We start from the raw sequence: 18,668 nt of genomic DNA, 5'->3' as shown, positions 1-18,668 counted from the left end.
AACGCGATCGGAGCGCTCAACCCACCGGCAACAGGATCGATACGCACAATCCACCATCGCCGCGGTTCTGCAATGAAACGCGCCCGCCGTGCGCCTCCACGATCTCGCGCGTCAACGCCAGCCCCAATCCGGTGCCGTTGCGCTTGGTGGAATAGAACGGCATCAGCGCGTTCTGCAGCACCTGCTCGTTCATGCCCTTGCCACGATCGAGCACATCCAGGCGCAGCCACTGCGGCAACCGCGTCAGCTGCACCTGCACATCGTCGTTGGGCGGATCAGCCTCGGCACACGCTTCGTGCGCGTTCTTCAGCAGGTTCAGCAGTGCCTGCCCGAACTGCGCGATGTCGATGCGGCTGCTCAGTTCCTCGTCCGGCTCGCGCTCCATGGTGAACGGAATCTGCTGGCGCAGGCTGGACAGGAACGGTGCCCAGTGCACGGTCTGCAACTGCGGCTGTGGCAGCTTGGCAAACCGTGCATAGCCGCGGATGAAGCCTTCCAGGTGGCGCGCGCGGTCTTCGATGGTGGTGAAGATCTCCGGCAGCCGGTCGAAGCGTTCGCGCTGCACCAGCACGCCGCCGGAATGAGCCAGCGAAGCAATCGGCGCCAGCGAATTGTTGAGCTCGTGGCTGATCACCCGGATCACCTTCTTCCAGGTCTGCACTTCCTGGCGTCGCAGCTCGGCGGTCAGCAGGCGCACCAGCAGCAGGTCATGCGGGCGGCCGTTGAGCTGGAACGCGCGACGCGAGAGGTGGTAGACCTGCTCGTCATCTTCATCGCCATCCTCGCCCTCGGCATGCACCGCGAACAGGCTGTCGCCGCCACGGGCGATGGCATCGCGCAGTTCCAGCGGCACCTGCTCCAGCACGTCCTCCAGGCGCTGGCCTTCCAGCTTCCAGCCGCCGTGCAGCAGCTTGCGTGCGGCCAGGTTGGAGAACACCACGCGGGCGATGCCATCGCCACCGGAGGCGATCAGCAGCATCGCCACCGGCGTGTTCTGCACCATGGTGTCCAGCAGCAGCTCGCGTTGCACCAGGCCCTGCCGTTGCGCGCGCAGAACATCGCCCAGTTCGCGGTGGGCTTGTACCAGGTCGCCCAGCTCGTCATTGCCCGGCCAGTGCACGCCGAAGTTGTACTCGCCATCGCGGTAGCTGCTGGTGGTACCGGACAAGGCGCGCATCAGCGAACGCACCGGCGCGGTGGCGCGGCGCAGCGTCCACCACATCAGCGACAGCAGGATCAGTGCCGATACCGTGGTCACCACCCAGCCGTGATCCATCCAGTAGGCCAGCAGCCACGGCAATGCGGCGGCCAGCGCCAGCACCGGCAGCAGGCGCAGGAACAGGCGGAAGGTGAAGGAGCGCCGCTTCATTCGCGTGGAATGCCGTGGCGGTCCATGCGCCGGTACAGCGCCTGGCGGCTCAGGCCGAGTTCGGCTGCGGCCTGGGCGATGACGCCGTGGTTGCGCGCCAGTACATCCTCGATGCGCGCACGGTCGGGATCATTGCCCGCACTGGGCGCAGGCCGGGGCGCCGCAGGCGCGCGCGGCAGATTCAGGTCGGCCACTTCAATGCGGCTGCCGGTGGCCAGCAGCTCGGCGCGCTGGATCACGTTGCGCAGCTCGCGCACGTTGCCGGGCCACGGATGCCGCTGCAGCGCGGTGGTGGCGGCGCTGGACAGCGGCTTGCCTGCGGTCAGGAAGCGCTCGGCCAACGGCACGATGTCACCCGGGCGCTCGGCCAGCGGCGGCAGCACCAGTTCCACGGTGTTGAGCCGGTAGTAGAGGTCCTCGCGGAAGCTGCCATCGCGGATCATCGCCGGCAGGTCGGCATTGGTCGCGCTGACCACGCGCACCTTGACCTGGCGCTCGCGGTTGGAGCCCAGGCGCTCGAAGCGTCCGGTTTCCAGTACACGCAACAGCTTCATCTGCCCGCCCAGCGACAGGTTGCCGATCTCATCCAGGAACAGTGTGCCGCCGTCGGCGGCTTCGAACTTGCCTTCGCGCGCCTTGTTGGCGCCGGTGTAGGCGCCGGCTTCGGCACCGAACAGTTCGGCTTCGATCAGCTCCGATGGCAGTGCGCCACAGTTCACCGCCACGAATGCCCCCTTGGCCACCAGCGAGTTGGCCTGGATGATCTGCGCGATCTTCTCCTTGCCGGCGCCATTGGGGCCGGTGATCAGCACCGGCAGCTCCGAGCGCGCGACCTGGCAGGCCAGAGTGATGACGCGTTCGCTGGCCGGATCGGCGACCACGGCGCCGCACAGGTCGTACTTTTCTTCCAGGGCGTTGCGCTGGCGCAGTTCGCGCGAGCGACGGCGGTCCAGTTCGCGGCGTGCCTCGGACAGTTCCAGCAGGTTGTTGACCGTGGTCAGCAGCTTGCGGTCGTCCCAGGGCTTGGCCAGGTAGTCGGCGGCACCGGCCTTGACCAGGTCTACCGCACTGCTCAGATGGGTCCAGGCAGTGAGCAGGATCACCGGCAGGTCCGGGTGGCGCGCGCGGATCTGTGCGAACAGCGCCTCGCCTTCCTCGCCCGAGGTGGTGTCTTCGCTGAAATTCATGTCCTGGATCACCAGGTCGACCGGCTGCGATTCGAGCAGTGCCAGGCCATCGGCCGGGGTCTGCGCCTGCAGGGTGTCGATGTCATGCAGGGAGAACAGCACGTCCAGCGCGGTGCCCACGCTGGCGTTGTCGTCGATGATCAGGATCGAAGGCATCAAGCAGTTCTGCGGAAAGGGATGGGCGGCGCCGTTGGAGCCGTTCGCGTGCCTGCGCCGGGAGAGCCCGGCGCCACCCATCAAGCATAGCCAAACCGGCGCCCGTGCAGGGCGCGTTGCTCAGCGCTGCGGCGCCGGAGGGGCGGCGGCGGCGGAGGTGGTGGCGGGGCGACCAGCGCCAGGCGCCAGGCGACCGCATCCACCGGTACCGTCAGCTCGCGCTTGTCGCGCCGCAGCAACAGGTACACGGTCGGTGCGCTGGTCTGGCGCAGGGCCTCGCTCAGATGCTCGACCCGGCGCACGGCGGTATCGTTCACCCGCAGGATGCGGTCGCCGTGGCGCACGCCGAAGCGTCCCTCCGGTTTCGCCGCCTCCACATGCACCTGGCCTTCGGTCGAGCGCAGCGACAAGCGCGCATCGTCCTGGCGCCATTCCAGTGTCTGCGCGCTGCCACCGCCGGCCAGCGCCGGTAGTGGCAGAAGCAGCATCAACGCCATCGTGCAGGTGCGCATCTCACGCCCCTCGCGTGGCGACGGCCGGCGGCACCGCTGCCGCACGCCGGGCCGGCCCGAACACCGCGATCTGGCCCAGCACCCACAGCAGCAGCGCGCCCAGCGGCAGGTAGAACAGTGGCATGCGCGGCAGCTCGTACAGGTTCATCAGGGCCAGATTGATCGCGTAGGCGGCCAGCATGCCCAGCACGATGCCCAGCGTGGCCAGCAGGAAGTTCTCGGTCTGGAAGTAACGCAGGATCTGCCCACGGGTGGCACCCAGCGCACGGCGGATGCCGATCTGCTTGCTGCGCTGCTGCACCCAGAAGCTGGCCAGGCCGATGATGCCCAGCGCGGTGACCACCAGCAGCGAGATGCTGACGGTGATCAGCAGGCCGACCATGGCGCGGTCATTCTTGAAGAAGTCCTTGCGCTGGTCTTCATAGGTCAGCTTGTCGCGCATCAGCCGGTTGGGGTCGTTGCGTTCCAGTGCGACCGCACCGGCGTCGAGCACTTCCTGGCGGCGTTCCGGCGAGGTGCGCAGCATGTAGGTGCCACCGTCGTCGAAGGTGCGCCGCACCGGCAGCAGCATCGAATTGGTCCAGTTGTCATTCCAGCCGTTGGGCGTGCTGAGCGTGTCGACGATGCCGACCACGTGCAGCGGCTGCTTGCCCATGTAGTAGGTCTTGCCCAGCGCGCTGCCGTTGGGTTCCATCTTGGCGGCAGTGGACTGGGTGAAGATCACCGGGATGGCCTTTTCCTTGGCGCCGCCCTTGCTGACGTCTTCGAAGTTCTGGTACTCGTCGGGCAGGAAGTCGCGGCCGGCGATCAGGTTGATGCCCATCGTGGCCAACCCGTTCTCGGACAGGGTGTACATCGAAGCGTTGGTGGTCGGCCGTTCCTGGTCGACCTCGCGCGAGATGCTGCTGCTGGAGGAGCCGTTGCGGAACGGAACCTGGTTGATGATGGTGGCGTTGCTGACGCCGGGAATCGCACGCAGCGAGGCCAGGTCCTCACGGGTGCGGGCCAGGGCGTCGGTCTGCTTGCCGATGCCGCTGACACGCAGCATCACCAGTTCGTTCTCGGCGATGCCGCTGGGCATGCTGATCTTTTCCACGCGCTGGCTGACCAGGAAAAGCGCATTGCAGACGATGGCGCAGGTCAGTGCGACTTCCAGCACGATCAGGGCGGCAGCGGTCTTGTGCCGGCGCAGTGTGCTGAGGATGGGGCGGATGTCCATGGGAGTCCTCGTTCGGGTGCTTACTGCGACTTGAGCTGGATGGCCGGGGTGACCTGCATGGCGCGCCAGGCGGGCAGGAAGCCGGCGGCGAGGCTGGCAAACAGGGTCAGGCCCAGTGCGAGCAGCAGCATGTTGCCGTCCAGGTGGGCCAGCTTGGCGTACTCCACCGGTTGCTGGCGCACCGCGAACAGGCCGAGCAGGGCCAGGCCGATGCCCAGCACGCCACCGACCACGCCCACCGCGCCGGCTTCCACCAGGCACTGCAGGAAGATCTGGCCGCGGCTGGCACCGAGCGCACGGCGCACGCCGATCTCACCGCTGCGGCGCAGGAACTTGGCCAGCAGCAGGCCGACCGTGTTGACCAGGCAGACACCGAGGAAGCCCAGCGCCAGCCACAGCTGCAGGCGCACATCGCTGGGCACCGCGCCGTTGAAGTCCAGCCATTCCATCACGGTGCGCAGGCGCACGTTCGGTGGGTGCTTGAAGCGGCCGGCCTCGCGCTGCTGGGTCGAATAGTTTTCCAGGTAGCGGCGGTAATCGCCGGCCTTGGCCGGGTCCATCTCCACCCAGTACTGCAGCCAGGCGCAGGGGGCGTTGAGCGAATAGCTGTTGCCGTCGGGGTTCTCGCCGAAGCAGTTCATGTTGCCGTTGTTGCCCAGCTTCAGATCGAACGAGGTGGAGATCGGCAGCAGCAGGTCTTCGTTCTTGCCGTAGCTGCCGGTGGTCAGGTCGTAGAAGTGCGGCTCCGGGCTCCATTCCTTCATCACGCCGACGATGCGGTAACTCTGGCCTTCCATGCGCAGGTCGCGGCCCACGCTGTTGGCCCCCTGGTACAGCTTGTCGTTGAGCGCCTTGGAGATGACCACCACGCGTGCGCGGCCTTCATCGTCCTCACGCGTCCAGGCGCGGCCGTACTGCATGGGCACCTCGAACATCGGGAAGAAGTCGGCCGAGGTCCAGCGGGTGTCGATGCTGAAGGGCTTGAGGGTGCTGTTGTCCGGTTCGATGGTGCCGCCGCCGCCGCTCATCAGCGCCTGGCGTTCGCCCTTGGCTTCGCGCAGCAGCGCTTCACCGTCGAAGCGGGTCAACTGGGTTTCCGGCTCTTCGCCGGCGACATAGGCGCCGGTCGCGGCGTCGAGCTGCACATAGAACAGGCGGTCGCTCTTGCCGGGAATCGGATCACCGGACAGCACATGGAACACGGTCAGGGTGGTCATCGAGGCGCCGATGCCGAGCGCGATGGCGATCACCATCAGCGCGGTCAGGACCTTGTTGCGGCGGAAGCTGCGGGCCGCCAATCGGGCGTAGTAGGCGAACATGGTCGGGCCCTCACTCGTTGACGGCGACGATGTGGCGCACCGGCGTGGCCAGCACCGGCTCGCGCACCAGGTCGGTCACCTGGCCATCGACGATGTGCACGTTGCGCTGTGCACGCGCGGCCAGTTCCGGGTCGTGGGTGACCATCACGATGGTGGTGCCGGCGGCATTGATTTCTTCCAGCAGTTCCATCACGCCACGGGCCATCTGCGTATCCAGGTTGCCGGTCGGTTCGTCGGCCAGCAGCAGGCGCGGGCTGCCGGCCAGGGCGCGCGCGATGGCCGCGCGCTGCTGCTGGCCGCCGGACAGTTCATTGGGGTAGTGCTTCATGCGCGAGCCGAGGCCGACCTGGCTCAGCGCCTTTTCGATGCGCTCGCGGCGCTCGCTGGCGCTCATCTTCCGATAGCGCAGCGGCACATCGACGTTGTCGAACAGGTTCAGGTCGGGAATCAGGTTGAAGCCCTGGAAGATGAAGCCGATCTTCTGGTTGCGCAGGCGGCTGCGGGCGTCGTCGCCCAGCGTGCTCACGTCCTGGCCGTCGAGCATGTAGGTGCCACTGGTGAAGGTTTCCAGCAGGCCGGCGATGTTGAGGAAGGTGGTCTTGCCGGAACCGGACGGACCGGTGACGGCGACGAACTCGCCTTCCTTGACCTGCAGTTCCAGCGAGCGCAACGCATGGGTTTCCACCTGTTCGGTGCGGAAGACCTTGGCGACCGAGCGCATTTCGAGCATGTACATGGGGTGTCCTCTCTCCAGGATTCAGGGTTCAGGTATCAGTTGACGGAGACGCGCTCGGCGTCCTTGAACAGGTCGCTGCCGGAGACCACGATGCGGTCGCCCGGTTGCACACCCGACTTGATTTCCACTTCGCCCAGGCTGCTGACGCCCAGTTCCACCGGACGGCGCACGGCGGTGCGGCCATCCATCACGTAGGCCATGCCGTTGCCCTGTTCGACGAACGGGCCGCGCTCGACCTTCAGCACGTTCTTGCGGGTATCGAGCAGCACACGCACCGACATCCGCTGGCTCTGGCGCAGGCCTTCCGGCTGCGCGCTGGCAAAGCGCACGCGGGCGTTGACCTCGCCATTGACCACTTCCGGCGACACCGCGCTGATCTCACCCGGGAACGGCTGGCCGTTGCCGCCGGTCAGCTGTGCCGGCATGCCGATCGCCAGGTCGCGGGCGAAGCTTTCCGGCACCTTGATCTCGACTTCGAACTTGGACAGGTCGACCACGCCCAGCACCGGCGCGTTGGCGGCCAGGTTGGTGGACTGCACCGCCTGCACCTGGCCGACCTGGCCATCGAACGGCGCGCGCAGGGTCAACGCATCGACCTGGCGCTGCACTTCAGCCACCACCGCCTTCTGGCGATCGGCCAACAGGCGCTTGTTGCGCGCATCCAGGTCGGCGCCCTGGCTCTGCAGGCGGGCGTCGGTGGTGGCGTTGGCCAGGGTGATGTCGGCCTTCTTCAGCGAGTCCTTGGCCTTGGCCAGGTCGATCTGTGGCACCGCACCGCCGTCGTAGCCGCGCTGGTAGCGCTGCAGGTCACGGTCGGCAGCCTGCCGTTCGATGGTGGCCTGGTCGGTCTCCTTGCGCGACTTGGCGCGGGCCAGGGTGGCGTCCAGCGCGGCGCGGCTGGCCTCGGCCTCCAGGCCGGCCAGGGTGGCCTGTTCCTGGGCCAGCTTGCTGCGCAGTTCCGGGCTGTCGATGATCGCCAGCTCCTGGCCCTTCTTCACCACATCGCCGGCCACCACCTTCAGGTCCACGGTACCGGCCGAGATGGCGTACAGGATCGGGCTGTTGGCGGCGATCACACGGCCGTCGGCGGCGATGTCGCGCACCAGGTCGCCGCGCTTCACTTCGGCGATGCGCACGCGGCTGCTGTCGAAGGAGCGGCTGGCATTGGACCAGGCATGCACGGCCCAGCCGATGCCGGCGATCAGGGCGATGGCGCCCAGGGCCGGCCAGCGGTAGCGGTGCCAGCTGGCGCCGGTGGCGCTGGCCGGGGCGGAGGAAACGATCTGGTCCTGGGCGGAAGTGTCGCGGATCATCGGGTGCATGCCTGACGGTGGTAGCCAGTACCAAGCACGTAGCGTGCCAACTTTATTTCATTTGTTTTCAATGGGTTGGAAACTGTGTGGGCGTGTCCGGGTGTCCGCGGACACCTTTCCGGACACTTTCATTAAGCGGACAGGAGGGGAAGGCGGACACGCACGCTAGAATGCCGCGATCGTCTTCAAGGAAACGCGTGACATGTGTGGAATCGTGGGTGCGATCGCCGATCGCGACGTGGTGCCGGTGCTGATCGAGGGCCTGAAGCGGCTTGAGTACCGCGGTTACGATTCCTCCGGCATCGCCGTGATCGACCAGCACGCGCGGCCGGACGTTCGTCGCGTGCGCCGTACCGGTCGCGTTTCGGAGATGGCCACGGCCGCCGAGGCCGAGGGCTTCAATGCGCTGCTGGGTATCGGCCACACGCGCTGGGCCACCCACGGCGGCGTCACCGAGGCCAACGCCCATCCGCACATCAGCCAGGGCGTGGCGCTGGTACACAACGGCATCATCGAAAACCACGAGGAGCAGCGCGAGAAGCTGCGCGCGCTGGGCTACACCTTCGAATCGCAGACCGACACCGAAGTCATCGCGCACCTGATCCACCATCATCTGAAAAGTGGCGACGACCTGCTGGTGGCCCTGCAGCACACGGTGAAGGAACTGACCGGTGCCTACGCGCTGGCTGTGGTCAGCCGTGCCGAGCCGGAACGTTTTGTGTGCGCGCGCATGGGCTGCCCGCTGCTGGTCGGCCTGGGCGAGGGTGAGAACTTCGTTGCCTCGGATGTGTCGGCAGTGATCTCGGCCACGCGCAAGGTGATCTTCCTGGAAGAGGGCGACACCGCTGAAATCCGTCGCGACGGCGTGCGTATCTTCGACGGCCAGGACCAGCCGGTCGAGCGCGAGGTGCACCTGTCCGACGTGTCGCTGGCCTCGCTGGAGCTGGGCCCGTACCGCCACTTCATGCAGAAGGAAATCCACGAGCAGCCGCGTGCGCTGGGGGACACCATCGAAGCGGCGATCGACGCCGGTGGTTTCCCGGCCGAACTGTTCGGCAAGAACGCCGAAGCCGTGTTGTCGGGCATCGAGGGCGTGCAGATCATCGCCTGCGGTACCAGCTACTACGCCGGCCTGACTGCACGCTACTGGATCGAGGCCATCGCCGGCCTGCCGTGCAGCGTGGAGATCGCCAGCGAGTACCGCTACCGCGCCGCGTATGCCAACCCGAAGCACCTGATTGTCACCATTTCCCAGTCCGGCGAAACGCTGGATACGATGGAAGCGCTGAAGTACGCCAAGTCGCTGGGCCACAAGCACACGCTGTCGATCTGCAACGTGCCGGAAAGTGCGATTCCGCGGGCCAGCGAACTGGTCTGCTACACCCGTGCCGGTGCCGAGATCGGCGTGGCCTCGACCAAGGCCTTCACCACCCAGCTGGCGGCACTGTTCCAGCTGACCGTGGTGCTAGGCAAGCTGCATGGCCGCATCGACGCGGCACAGGAAGCGGACTACCTGGAGCAGCTGCGCTTCCTGCCGGGCAGCGTGCAGCACGCGTTGAACATGGAGCCGCAGATCGCTGCGTGGGCCGAGCGTTTCGCGCGCAAGAGCAGCGCGCTGTTCCTGGGCCGCGGCCTGCACTACCCGATCGCGCTGGAAGGCGCGCTCAAGCTCAAGGAAATCTCCTACATTCACGCCGAGGCCTACCCGGCGGGCGAGCTGAAGCATGGCCCGCTGGCGCTGGTGGACGAGGACATGCCGGTGGTGGTGATCGCGCCGAACGACAGCCTGCTGGAAAAGGTGAAGTCGAACATGCAGGAAGTGCGTGCGCGTGGCGGCGAACTGTTCGTGTTTGCCGACCAGGACAGCAATTTCAACGAGTCCGAAGGCGTGCACGTGATCCGCACGCCGCGCCATGCCGGCGTGCTCAGCCCGATCGTGCACACCATTCCGGTGCAGTTGCTGGCCTACCACACCGCACTGGCGCGCGGCACCGACGTGGACAAGCCGCGCAACCTGGCCAAGAGTGTGACGGTGGAGTAAGGCCTGGCCGATCCGCTGGCAGTACCGACGAGGGCGGCCCGATGGGTCGCCCTTTTTCATGCCGGCATGGCATTCTCTGCGGCCGAACCCGCGCATCACGGAGGATGCCTGTGCAGGCTGCCATGCGACGATCCATGCCCTGCACAGTGATGCCGGAGCTTCATTTCACTGTTGGCAGTGCACACCCGCAACGGGTGTGCCTGGCCATGTCCATTCCGCGCGCGATGGTGCGCATTACAGGGGCTGTAGATGAAAAAGCTGCATGGAGTCGCGTTGGCGGTGGCAATCAGTGCGCTGTCCGGTTGCGCGAGCGTTCCGATGACCGAGAAGAGCGTGGTGGATACGGCCAAGACCTTCCCGGCACCGCAGGACGGCAAGTCCGGGGTGTACGTGTTCCGCAACAGTTTCGTCGGCAAGGCACTGAAGAAGGACGTGCTGATCGATGGGCAGTGCCTGGGCGAAACCGCCGACAAGGTGTTCTTCTATACCCAGGTTGCCGGTGACCAGGAACATGTGATCTCCACCGAGTCGGAGTTCTCGCCCAACGACCTCAAGCTCTTTACCGAAGCCGGTCGCAACTACTTCATCCAGCAGTCGATCAAGATGGGCGTGTTCGTTGGCGGCGCGAAGCTGACCGTGGTTCCGGAAGCGGAAGGCCGCAGCCAGGTGATGCAGCTGAAGATGGCGCAGAACGGGCGTTGCTCGAAGTAACCCCGGTGGCCGGCGGGAGGCTGTGCCTTTCGCCGGCCCGCCCGAAGTGGGACGGCGCAGGGCCGTTCTGTCCGTGCCCGGCCGCGGAAGATCAATCTTGAGTGTGCGGAGCCGCCGGTGTTCAGCCTCGGTTTCAGCCACGGTGCCATTCTCTGGATCGTCGGCGGGTTCCCACGACGAACTGTCCCATCGGTGCCGGTAGTGGCCGTGGTCGGCGGTCGTAGAATCGATCCGACCGAGATACGGGTTGCGCTGCCGGACCCGCCTCGTTGGCGTTGCAGCACGTGGTCTGCCGGTCCGATCCAGGAGCGCGCAGCCGGTGCGCCAGACGTGCGCTGAAAGGTCTGTTCCCGGGGAGGGGGCGTATCGGAAGAGCACACTTTTTGACTTCAGTGACCTGCACCAGGAAACAAGAATGAACGTCCGCGAACTCCTGCAATCCAAGAAAGAAGCTGTCATCACCATCGATGCGGAAGACACCATCGGTGCCGCCGCCCACAAGATGAGCGCGAACAAGATCGCCGCGCTGGTGGTGATGAAGGACGATGCCCCGGTCGGCATCATCTCCGAAAAGGACATCGTGCGTACCCTGGCCGATGACGGCCCGCAGGCCGGGCGCCGGGTGATTTCCAGCGTGCCCTCCACCGGTCTGGAAGGCATCGCGCCGGAGGCCACGCTGAAGCAGGCCATGTCGCTGATGACGTACTCGCGGCGCCGTCATCTGATGGTTACCGACGGCACGCGCCTGGTCGGCATCCTCAGCCTGGGCGACATCGTGAAGAACCTGCTGGGCGAGCTGGAGCTGGAAAAAGCCGTGCTGCAGGACATCTACATGGCGGCGCATTGACGCTGTAGGGCGTTCTGAATATGCGGGGCCGGCTCATCTGCGTGGGCTGGCCTCGCTAATGAGGTAGGCAACAGTTCGGGGGACTCCGTTTCTCGTACAGTCTATCCACCAGACGGCGAATGCTGGTTGATTCCACCCAGTTCTTGTCAGATGCTTCTGGGCAAGAGCCAATGGAACAGGGACGTTGGAATGAACCGCACAGGCTACGGGTCGGATGCCGGTGAAGATGTGACACTGGAGCAGCTGCGTGAGCCGATGGATCGGCAGCGGGATCCTGTAGCACAACCCAAGAGCGATCGCCTCCCTCTGCAGGACATCACACCTGAGAACTTCGAGAAGCTGGTGGTGCGGTTGGCCAACTGCGCGCCCAGCGCTGCGTTCAGGGCGCGACGGATCGGAAAGTCAGGCTCGACCCAATCCGGGATCGATGTTCAGTGCAGGATTGCCGCGACTGATCGATTCGCCTGCTACGAAGCTAAGCGGGTCATCGAGATCCGTCGAGGCACGCTCAAGCAGTGGGTCAGCAAATTCCTGGAGGGAAGGTACGCAGCCACAGCATCGAGCTTTCACCTCTGCACGACCTATGCCATTTCCGATGAGACGTCCTTGCTGGAGGAGTGGGAGGACTGCGAACGTCAGTTGCTGGATCGGCAGATCGATCCTCACCTATGGGATCGGGCGGCGCTCAATGACCTGCTTCGTGACCAGTGGCGAATCGTTGCCGAGTTGTACGGTGAGAGCGTTGCGACGGGCTTCTGCGTACCTGCCGCGCCGTCGTTGCCTGTTCCACAGGAGAGCAGTTTCGCCGCATGCGAAGAGTTTCTGTACGGTCAATCTCTCCAGCTCAATAACCGTAGCATTGCCTGTTCCATCAATCTTCCTGGGCGCTTGGACAGGCGCTTGTCCGCCGGGCTGTCATTCGCGCGGTCGGATATCTCGGGGATATCCATGGCACTGTCCGCACGGGAGTTGTTGAGCTGGGCGCACTGGCGGGTGCACGCAGATGCGTCGATGGAGCGGCCCTATGCACTCCCGCATGCTACTGGTAGTGGGGCATACCTGATGATGGGACGCCACGTAAGACTGTCCCTGAAGGAGGCCGAGGTAGCTGACCTCGACTGGATTCTCGAGCGTGCCTGGAATCGCGTCCACAAGGCTTGTCTCGAATATGTTTCAGCCTATCGTTCGTTCGATTTCGAGTTGATCGAGCACCACCCTTCGGCCGTCGGACTGCTTTCGGTGCAGCCTGATTTCTGGCAGCAGATGTTGGCGTTCGCGCGGGCGCATGACGCTGCCAAGGGGAACGGCCCATGGCATATGTTCGATGCATCATCCTCCTTCTTGAAGGTTTACACCTGTCGTGACGGTGATCGCTTTGGCGAGGGTTTTCACGCGATCGTTTATCCATATTCTGAAAGCATCCTGTGGTCAGGCAAGCGCCAAAGCGTCACGATTGGATGGAGCCCAGTCGATCCCCGGTCCGCTTGCTCTGTGCGTGGGCAATGGGATGCACGCTTCACTCATGACTGGCTGCTTCAGGAAATGATTCCGGAGGTAATCCGCTGGATGGGTTTGGAACAGAAGCGTGAAGTCGCGACCACCAGGTGGCGTTGGCCGTCCCGCTCCACGGCGATGTTCTTGCCGCCGGCTTCTGATCTGGCTTGGTCGCTGGCACGCGAATGGGACAGGACTGAACGTCCCGAAGCGAGCAATAGCGCCCTGCAGGAGTATGTCGGTGCATTGCAGTCGCACTTCACCTGCCAGTCATCCAATGTGCCGCTCGCGGCGGAGTGCATGCGCAACGTGCTGAACGGAATTGACGGTGTACTCCCGTTTTCCAGCCTACCGTCGGAGGGTTACCTGCGTGGGAATCTCGGGCTCCATATGGCCGGCGATCTATCTCAGGCGATCAGGGAGAAGGCCTGCTCCCTCGAGGAGGGGGTCCACAGTTCAGCTATGGATTTTGCACTGCGTGGTCTGCTGGAAGTGCTCCGCTACGCCCCAGACCTTCCCCCAAGCAATCGGAATCACACCGTGCAGTTGCTGACGCCGCTTTGGGAGCGACGCAACGAGGATATTCTTTGCGGACTCTTCAGCCGGTAGTGCCGGCCGAAGAGCGCCCTCTCAGGATCCGCTGCTTCGTTGTGTGATCAGCGGTCTAGAACGTCACCTTGACCGAATCCGCGCTGTAGTTCGCCGGGCCGTGGTACACCACCTCGATGTTGTTGCCATCCGGGTCCAGCACGAATGCCCCGTAGTAGCCCGGATGGTAGGGACGCTCGCCCGGCGCGCCGTTGTCGGTGCCGCCGGCGGCGATCGCGGCGGTGTGGAAGGCATCCACGGTGGCGGCATCGCGGGCCTGGAAGGCCAGGTGGTGGCGACCGGTCAGCTTGCCGGCCGCAGCCTCGCTGCTGGCGCTGGAAATGAACAGCTCGTCGGCCCAGAAGTAATCATCGCCTTCGCCGGCGATCGGGATGCCGATGGTGTCGAACACCGCTTGATAGAAGCGGCGGCTGGCGGCCAGATCACGCACCACCAGCTGGATGTGGTCGATCAGGCGGCCACGGTGCAGTTCCATCGTTTCCATACGAACCTCGCAAAAAGGGGGCGGAGTCGGTAGCGCCGGGCCGTGCCCGGCGAGCGCGCAGCGCGGCCTGCTCAAGGCCGCCGGGCATGGCCCGGCGCTACCGGAATTGTGCCCCTTTCTGGGTCAGGCGTTGGCGATGATCTCGACCCAGTAGCCGTCCGGGTCCTTGATGAAGGCCAGGTTCTTCATGCGGCCGTCGGTCAGGCGCTTCTGGAAGGTCACGCCCAGGTCTTCGAAGCGCTGGCAGGCGGCTTCGATGTCCGGCACCGACACGCAGATGTGGCCGAAGCCGCGCGGGTCGCTGTTGCCGTCGTGGTAGACCGCGCCGTCCTGGGTCTCGGTGCCGTGGTTGTGGGTCAGTTCCAGCACGCCCGGCAGGCCGGCCATCCACAGGCGGCGCTGGGCGTCGTCTTCCGGCACCATTGCGCCGGCCGGCACGTAGGCCAGGAAGTACAGGCTGAACTGGGCTTCCGGGAAATCGCGCTTGTCGATCAGCTGGTAGCCCAGCACGCGGGTGTAGAAGTCCAGCGAGGCGGTGATGTCCTTGACCCGCAGCATGGTGTGGTTGAACACGAAGCCGGTGGTCTCGGCCGGGGCCTGGGCGGCGACGCCGGGAACATCGCGCAGGGCGGAAATGGTCATGGGGGAGTCCTTCAGACAGGGCCGTTGCCGGCCGGATGCGTTCATTCTAGCGGCCGCCACCTGACGGCACCGCGACGTACAATGGACGGATCGCACCGTTCCGTCCTGACAACGATTGCCCGCCATGTCGCAGCGTGAATGGGTGGCCGCCGCCATCCGCAAGATCGAAGCCGATTTCAACCGTTCCGCCGATACCCACCTGATTCCGCTGGCACTGCCCGGGTTCGAGGGCATCGAGCTGTACCTGAAGGATGAATCGAGCCATCCCACCGGCAGCCTCAAGCACCGGTTGGCGCGCTCGCTGTTCCTGTATGCGCTGACCAACGGCTGGCTGCGCGAGGGGCGCCCGGTGATCGAGGCGTCCAGCGGATCGACGGCCGTCTCCGAAGCCTATTTCGCGCGCCTGCTCGGTTTGCCGTTCATCGCGGTGATTCCGGCCACGACCTCGCCGGAGAAGATTGCGGCCATCGAATTCCATGGCGGTCGCTGCCATCTGGTCGAGCGTGCGTGCGACCTCAACTGCGAATCGGAAAGGCTGGCCCGTGAAACCGGCGGCCACTTCATGGACCAGTTCACCTATGCCGAGCGCGCCACCGACTGGCGCGCCAACAACAACATCGCCGAATCCATCTTCAAACAGATGGCCGAAGAGCCCAGCCCGATTCCGGAGTGGATCGTGTGCAGCCCGGGCACCGGCGGCACGGCGGCCACGCTGGGCCGCTACGTCAGCTACCGCCGGCACGATACCCGCATCCTCTGCGCGGACCCGGAAGTGTCGGTGTTCTTCGAGGGCTACCAGGCCGCTGTGGCGGGCGAACAGGACTGGCGCGGCCGGACCTGCAGCGGGGGTCACGGGTGGAAGGCATCGGTCGGCCGCGGGTGGAATCGAGCTTCATTCCGACCTGCGTCGATGCGATGGTGAAGGTGCCCGATGCACTGAGCCTGGCCGCGATGCGTCATGTCAGCCGCCAGCTGGGGCGCCGCGTCGGCGGCTCCACCGGTACCAACTTCATCGGCGTGCTGCAGGCGGCACAGTGGATGCGCGAGGCCGGTCACCAGGGCAGCATCGTCAGCATCCTCTGCGATGCCGGCGAGCGCTATGCGCAGAGCTACTACGATTCTGCGTGGTATGTGCGCCAGGGCATCGACGTCGATGGCGCCGACGCGCAGCTGGCCGCCGCAGTGGCCGGGCAGGGGCTGCCCAAGCTGCCGTGGTGCAGTCTGGAAGCGCTGTAGCCGGTCGAGGTTGTCGCCGGGGAGCGGCGCAGAGGCGTGCGTCGATTGGGTAGAGTCGACTGTTAGTCGACTGCTCTACGCTCAGGTCGCGAAAATCCCGCGCTGCGCGCGATAGTCGACTAACAGTCGACTCTACCGGTCACCGGTCACCAGGGCGTCTCAATACCCCGCTGCGGTGAACGCATCCAGCACCGCATCACGCAGGGCATCGGGCAGGGCCTCGATGTCCATGGCGCGGTCATCCAGGTGCAGGCTCGGGTCCAGCACGCTGGCGCGCCCCTGGGCCAGCGCCTGCAGCCACAGCAGCACGCAGATCACGAACTCGCGCTCATGGCCCAGCTGCAGCTGGCTGGCACCGCGTTCGATCACCTCGAACGGATACCACTCCTGCGTATCGTTGAAGGTACCGCCCTGCTGTAGCACGGCCTGCAACTGCTGCAGGTGGCGCGGGGCGTCGTCGCCGGCATCGCACAGTGCGGCGATCCAGGTCAGCTCGGCCGCGCTGGCAGACAACGCCAGTGACCGGGCCGTTGGGGCGGATGCAACTGCAGCCAGACCTTCCATGTGGGGCCTCGTTCGGTACCTACCGCTGCGGACTCCCCCGCAGCCAGAGCTTCGGCGCCGAACCGTAAGGCCGACGTGAATGCCGGGCCGTGCCCCCTTGTCAGTCCTGCCTGGCAGCGCCATATCTACCGGGCTGCCCGCCTGCCGGGCCCGTACCCTGGAGATCTGCCGTGACCGTTGCCAACCCCCTGCTCGATTTTTCCGGCCTGCCGCGCTTCGAGGCGATCCGCCCCGAGCATGTGGCACCGGCGCTGGATGTGCTGCTGGCCGAGGCCGAAGCGGCCGTCAGCACGGCCGAGCAGGTGCAGCCGGTTGCCTGGCAGACCTTCGTGGCCCCGCTGGATGACGCCACCGAGCGCCTGTGGCGTGCCTGGGGCCTGGTCGGCCATCTGCAGGGCGTGGTCAACACCCCCGAGCTGCGCGAGGCCTACAACAGCAACCTGCCGCGGGTGACCCGCTTTGCCAGCGCGCTGGGCCAGAACCTGGCGCTGTATCGCCAGTACCAGGCACTGGCTGCCAGCGCGGAGGCCGCGACCTTCGACGACGCCCAGCGCAAGGTGCTGGACAACACCCTGCGCGATTTCCGCCTGGGCGGTGCCGAACTGGCGCCGGAGGCGCAGCAGCGCTTCGCGGCGATCAAGGAAGAGCTGTCGGCGCTGTCGGCGAAGTTTTCGCAGAACGTGCTGGATGCCACCGACGCGTGGTCGTTGATCATCGAGGATGAGGCACGCCTGGCTGGCGTGCCGGACGACGTGAAGGCCGCCGCGCATGCGGCGGCGGAAAAAGATGGCAACAAGGGCTGGAAACTGACCCTGCAGATGCCGTGCTACCTGCCGGTGCAGACCTGGGCCGAAGACCGCGACCTGCGCGAGATCCTGTACCGCGCCAGTGCACAGCGCGCCTCCGAATTCGGCGACGACGCGCTGGACAACAGCGGCAACATCGACCGCATCCTGGCCCTGCGCGCAGAGTTGGCCGCGCTGCTGGGGTTCGGTTCGTATGGTGACTATTCGGTGGCGACCAAGATGGCGCAGGACCCGGCCGAAGTGCTCGGCTTCCTGCGCGACCTGGCTGCACGTGCCAAGCCGTTCGCGGCCAAGGACCGCGCCGAGCTGGAGCAGTTCGCACGCGAGCAGCTCGGTATCGAGCAGCTGCAGGCCTGGGACCTGGCCTTCGCCGCCGACCGCCTGAAGCAGGCGCGTTACAGCTATTCCGAGCAGGAGGTGAAGCAGTACTTCACCGAGCCGAAGGTGCTCGGTGGTCTGTTCTCGGTGATCGAGCAGCTGTACGGCCTGCGCGTGCAGGAAGACAGCGCACCGGTCTGGCACGAGGACGTGCGTTTCTTCCGCCTGGTCGATGCGCAGGGCGCGCTGGTCGGCCAGTTCTACCTGGACCTGTACGCACGCGAGGGCAAGCGCGGCGGCGCCTGGATGGATGATTGCCGCAACCGCCGCATGCGCACCGATGGCAGCGTGCAGACGCCGCTGGTCTACCTGGTGTGCAACTTCGGCCGCGGCGCGAACGGCAAGCCGGCCACCTTCAGCCACAACGAGGTGACCACGCTGTTCCATGAAATGGGCCATGGCCTGCATCAGCTGCTGACCCGCATCGGCGAGCTGGGCGTGGCCGGCATCAACGGCGTGGAATGGGATGCGGTGGAACTGCCCAGCCAGTTCATGGAGAACTTCTGCTGGGAGTGGGACCACCTGCAGGGCATGACGGCGCATGTGGAAACCAGTGAGCCGCTGCCGCGCGCGCTGTATGAGCGCATGCTGGCCGCGCGCAATTTCCACAGTGGCATGGCCACCGTGCGCCAGCTGGAATTCGGTCTGTTCGACATGCTGCTGCACAGCCAGTACGAGCCGGCCCAGGACAGCGTGCTGGCGCTGCTCGATCGCGTGCGCGGCGAAGTGGCGGTGAACCATCCGCCGGTCTGGAACCGCTTCCCGCATCAGTTCAGCCACATCTTCGCTGGCGGCTATGCGGCCGGCTATTACAGCTACAAGTGGGCCGAGGTGCTCAGCGCCGATGCCTACGCCGCATTCGAGGAAGCGCCGCAGGCGCTGGCGCAGACCGGTGCGCGGTTCCGCGATGAGATCCTGTCGCGGGGTGGCAGCCGTCCGGCGGCGGAAAACTTCAAGGCCTTCCGTGGTCGCGCCCCGCAGATCGACGCGCTGCTGCGCCACTCGGGCATGGCGTAAGCCGCGGTGGTGGGTGCCAACCCTGGTT

At 65.7% G+C, this 18,668-nt stretch carries 15 protein-coding genes and 1 pseudogene; 6 read left to right on the top strand and 10 right to left on the bottom strand.

Annotated elements, in window-relative coordinates:
• Nucleotides 1-16 precede the first annotated feature (16 nt).
• From N4G47_RS16870 to N4G47_RS16840, 7 genes are all read right to left on the bottom strand, one after another.
• The gene (locus N4G47_RS16870; protein WP_475288936.1) at nt 17-1,369 is read right to left on the bottom strand and encodes a sensor histidine kinase; all 1,353 of its coding nucleotides are present in this window, start codon (nt 1,367-1,369) and stop codon (nt 17-19) included.
• Nucleotides 1,366-2,712 carry a sigma-54-dependent transcriptional regulator gene (locus tag N4G47_RS16865; RefSeq protein ID WP_475288932.1) on the bottom strand — a complete coding sequence of 449 codons (1,347 nt, stop codon included), beginning with the start codon at nt 2,710-2,712 and terminating at the stop codon, nt 1,366-1,368. Before N4G47_RS16865 ends, N4G47_RS16870 begins: the two co-directional genes overlap by 4 nt.
• A gap of 80 nt (nt 2,713-2,792) precedes the next feature.
• Nucleotides 2,793-3,224, bottom strand: a complete 432-nt coding sequence (locus N4G47_RS16860) for a PDZ domain-containing protein (protein ID WP_475288929.1) — start codon at nt 3,222-3,224, stop codon at nt 2,793-2,795.
• A 1-nt stretch (nt 3,225) separates the two neighbouring features.
• On the bottom strand, nt 3,226-4,443 hold the full coding sequence (locus N4G47_RS16855) for an ABC transporter permease (protein WP_249842785.1): 1,218 nt from the start codon (nt 4,441-4,443) through the stop codon (nt 3,226-3,228).
• Between the two features lie 20 nt (nt 4,444-4,463).
• Nucleotides 4,464-5,762, bottom strand: a complete 1,299-nt coding sequence (locus N4G47_RS16850) for an ABC transporter permease (protein WP_475288922.1) — start codon at nt 5,760-5,762, stop codon at nt 4,464-4,466.
• A 10-nt stretch (nt 5,763-5,772) separates the two neighbouring features.
• Nucleotides 5,773-6,498: an ABC transporter ATP-binding protein gene (locus N4G47_RS16845; protein ID WP_057496528.1), complete on the bottom strand. Its 726-nt coding sequence runs from the start codon at nt 6,496-6,498 to the stop codon at nt 5,773-5,775.
• A gap of 35 nt (nt 6,499-6,533) precedes the next feature.
• Nucleotides 6,534-7,811, bottom strand: a complete 1,278-nt coding sequence (locus tag N4G47_RS16840) for an efflux RND transporter periplasmic adaptor subunit (protein ID WP_309339997.1) — start codon at nt 7,809-7,811, stop codon at nt 6,534-6,536.
• A gap of 202 nt (nt 7,812-8,013) precedes the next feature.
• On the opposite strand from N4G47_RS16840, the gene glmS reads away from it, so the two are divergent.
• From glmS to N4G47_RS16820, 4 genes are all read left to right on the top strand, one after another.
• Nucleotides 8,014-9,852: a glutamine--fructose-6-phosphate transaminase (isomerizing) gene (gene glmS, locus N4G47_RS16835; protein ID WP_475288915.1), complete on the top strand. Its 1,839-nt coding sequence runs from the start codon at nt 8,014-8,016 to the stop codon at nt 9,850-9,852.
• A 318-nt stretch (nt 9,853-10,170) separates the two neighbouring features.
• Nucleotides 10,171-10,563 carry a DUF2846 domain-containing protein gene (locus N4G47_RS16830; RefSeq protein ID WP_279923635.1) on the top strand — a complete coding sequence of 131 codons (393 nt, stop codon included), beginning with the start codon at nt 10,171-10,173 and terminating at the stop codon, nt 10,561-10,563.
• A 415-nt stretch (nt 10,564-10,978) separates the two neighbouring features.
• A complete protein-coding gene (locus N4G47_RS16825) occupies nt 10,979-11,410 on the top strand; it encodes a CBS domain-containing protein (protein WP_164137747.1) in 432 nt (143 codons plus the stop codon).
• Between the two features lie 189 nt (nt 11,411-11,599).
• Nucleotides 11,600-13,513: a hypothetical protein gene (locus N4G47_RS16820; RefSeq protein ID WP_475288912.1), complete on the top strand. Its 1,914-nt coding sequence runs from the start codon at nt 11,600-11,602 to the stop codon at nt 13,511-13,513.
• Between the two features lie 55 nt (nt 13,514-13,568).
• On the opposite strand, the gene N4G47_RS16815 is transcribed toward N4G47_RS16820, so the two are convergent.
• Both N4G47_RS16815 and gloA read right to left on the bottom strand, forming a co-directional pair.
• Entirely contained in the window at nt 13,569-13,997 is a 429-nt protein-coding gene (locus N4G47_RS16815; protein ID WP_475288910.1) for a VOC family protein, read from the bottom strand.
• 123 nt (nt 13,998-14,120) lie between these two features.
• Nucleotides 14,121-14,639, bottom strand: a complete 519-nt coding sequence (gene gloA, locus N4G47_RS16810; RefSeq protein WP_475288908.1) for a lactoylglutathione lyase — start codon at nt 14,637-14,639, stop codon at nt 14,121-14,123.
• 124 nt (nt 14,640-14,763) lie between these two features.
• On the opposite strand from gloA, the pseudogene N4G47_RS16805 reads away from it, so the two are divergent.
• Nucleotides 14,764-15,875 (top strand): annotated as a pseudogene (locus tag N4G47_RS16805) (PLP-dependent cysteine synthase family protein).
• A 159-nt stretch (nt 15,876-16,034) separates the two neighbouring features.
• Here N4G47_RS16805 and N4G47_RS16800 read toward each other — a convergent pair.
• The gene (locus N4G47_RS16800) at nt 16,035-16,439 is read right to left on the bottom strand and encodes a hypothetical protein (protein ID WP_475288906.1); all 405 of its coding nucleotides are present in this window, start codon (nt 16,437-16,439) and stop codon (nt 16,035-16,037) included.
• A gap of 170 nt (nt 16,440-16,609) precedes the next feature.
• Between N4G47_RS16800 and N4G47_RS16795 the strand changes: the two genes are divergently transcribed.
• Complete coding sequence (locus N4G47_RS16795; protein WP_475288904.1) at nt 16,610-18,640, top strand: M3 family metallopeptidase; 2,031 nt, start codon at nt 16,610-16,612, stop codon at nt 18,638-18,640.
• Nucleotides 18,641-18,668: the final 28 nt, after the last annotated feature.

This window comes from Stenotrophomonas sp. GSD10 (assembly GCF_056172695.1).
This window is presented reverse-complemented; position numbering and strand designations above follow the sequence as displayed.

Coding starts and splice junctions, on each gene's coding strand:
- N4G47_RS16870 (WP_475288936.1), bottom strand. CDS start 1,369: ATGAAGCGGCGCTCCTTCACCTTCCGCCTGTTCCTGCGCCTGCTGCCG.
- N4G47_RS16865 (WP_475288932.1), bottom strand. CDS start 2,712: ATGCCTTCGATCCTGATCATCGACGACAACGCCAGCGTGGGCACCGCG.
- N4G47_RS16860 (WP_475288929.1), bottom strand. CDS start 3,224: ATGCGCACCTGCACGATGGCGTTGATGCTGCTTCTGCCACTACCGGCG.
- N4G47_RS16855 (WP_249842785.1), bottom strand. CDS start 4,443: ATGGACATCCGCCCCATCCTCAGCACACTGCGCCGGCACAAGACCGCT.
- N4G47_RS16850 (WP_475288922.1), bottom strand. CDS start 5,762: ATGTTCGCCTACTACGCCCGATTGGCGGCCCGCAGCTTCCGCCGCAAC.
- N4G47_RS16845 (WP_057496528.1), bottom strand. CDS start 6,498: ATGTACATGCTCGAAATGCGCTCGGTCGCCAAGGTCTTCCGCACCGAA.
- N4G47_RS16840 (WP_309339997.1), bottom strand. CDS start 7,811: ATGATCCGCGACACTTCCGCCCAGGACCAGATCGTTTCCTCCGCCCCG.
- glmS (WP_475288915.1), top strand. CDS start 8,014: ATGTGTGGAATCGTGGGTGCGATCGCCGATCGCGACGTGGTGCCGGTG.
- N4G47_RS16830 (WP_279923635.1), top strand. CDS start 10,171: ATGACCGAGAAGAGCGTGGTGGATACGGCCAAGACCTTCCCGGCACCG.
- N4G47_RS16825 (WP_164137747.1), top strand. CDS start 10,979: ATGAACGTCCGCGAACTCCTGCAATCCAAGAAAGAAGCTGTCATCACC.
- N4G47_RS16820 (WP_475288912.1), top strand. CDS start 11,600: ATGAACCGCACAGGCTACGGGTCGGATGCCGGTGAAGATGTGACACTG.
- N4G47_RS16815 (WP_475288910.1), bottom strand. CDS start 13,997: ATGGAAACGATGGAACTGCACCGTGGCCGCCTGATCGACCACATCCAG.
- gloA (WP_475288908.1), bottom strand. CDS start 14,639: ATGACCATTTCCGCCCTGCGCGATGTTCCCGGCGTCGCCGCCCAGGCC.
- N4G47_RS16800 (WP_475288906.1), bottom strand. CDS start 16,439: ATGGAAGGTCTGGCTGCAGTTGCATCCGCCCCAACGGCCCGGTCACTG.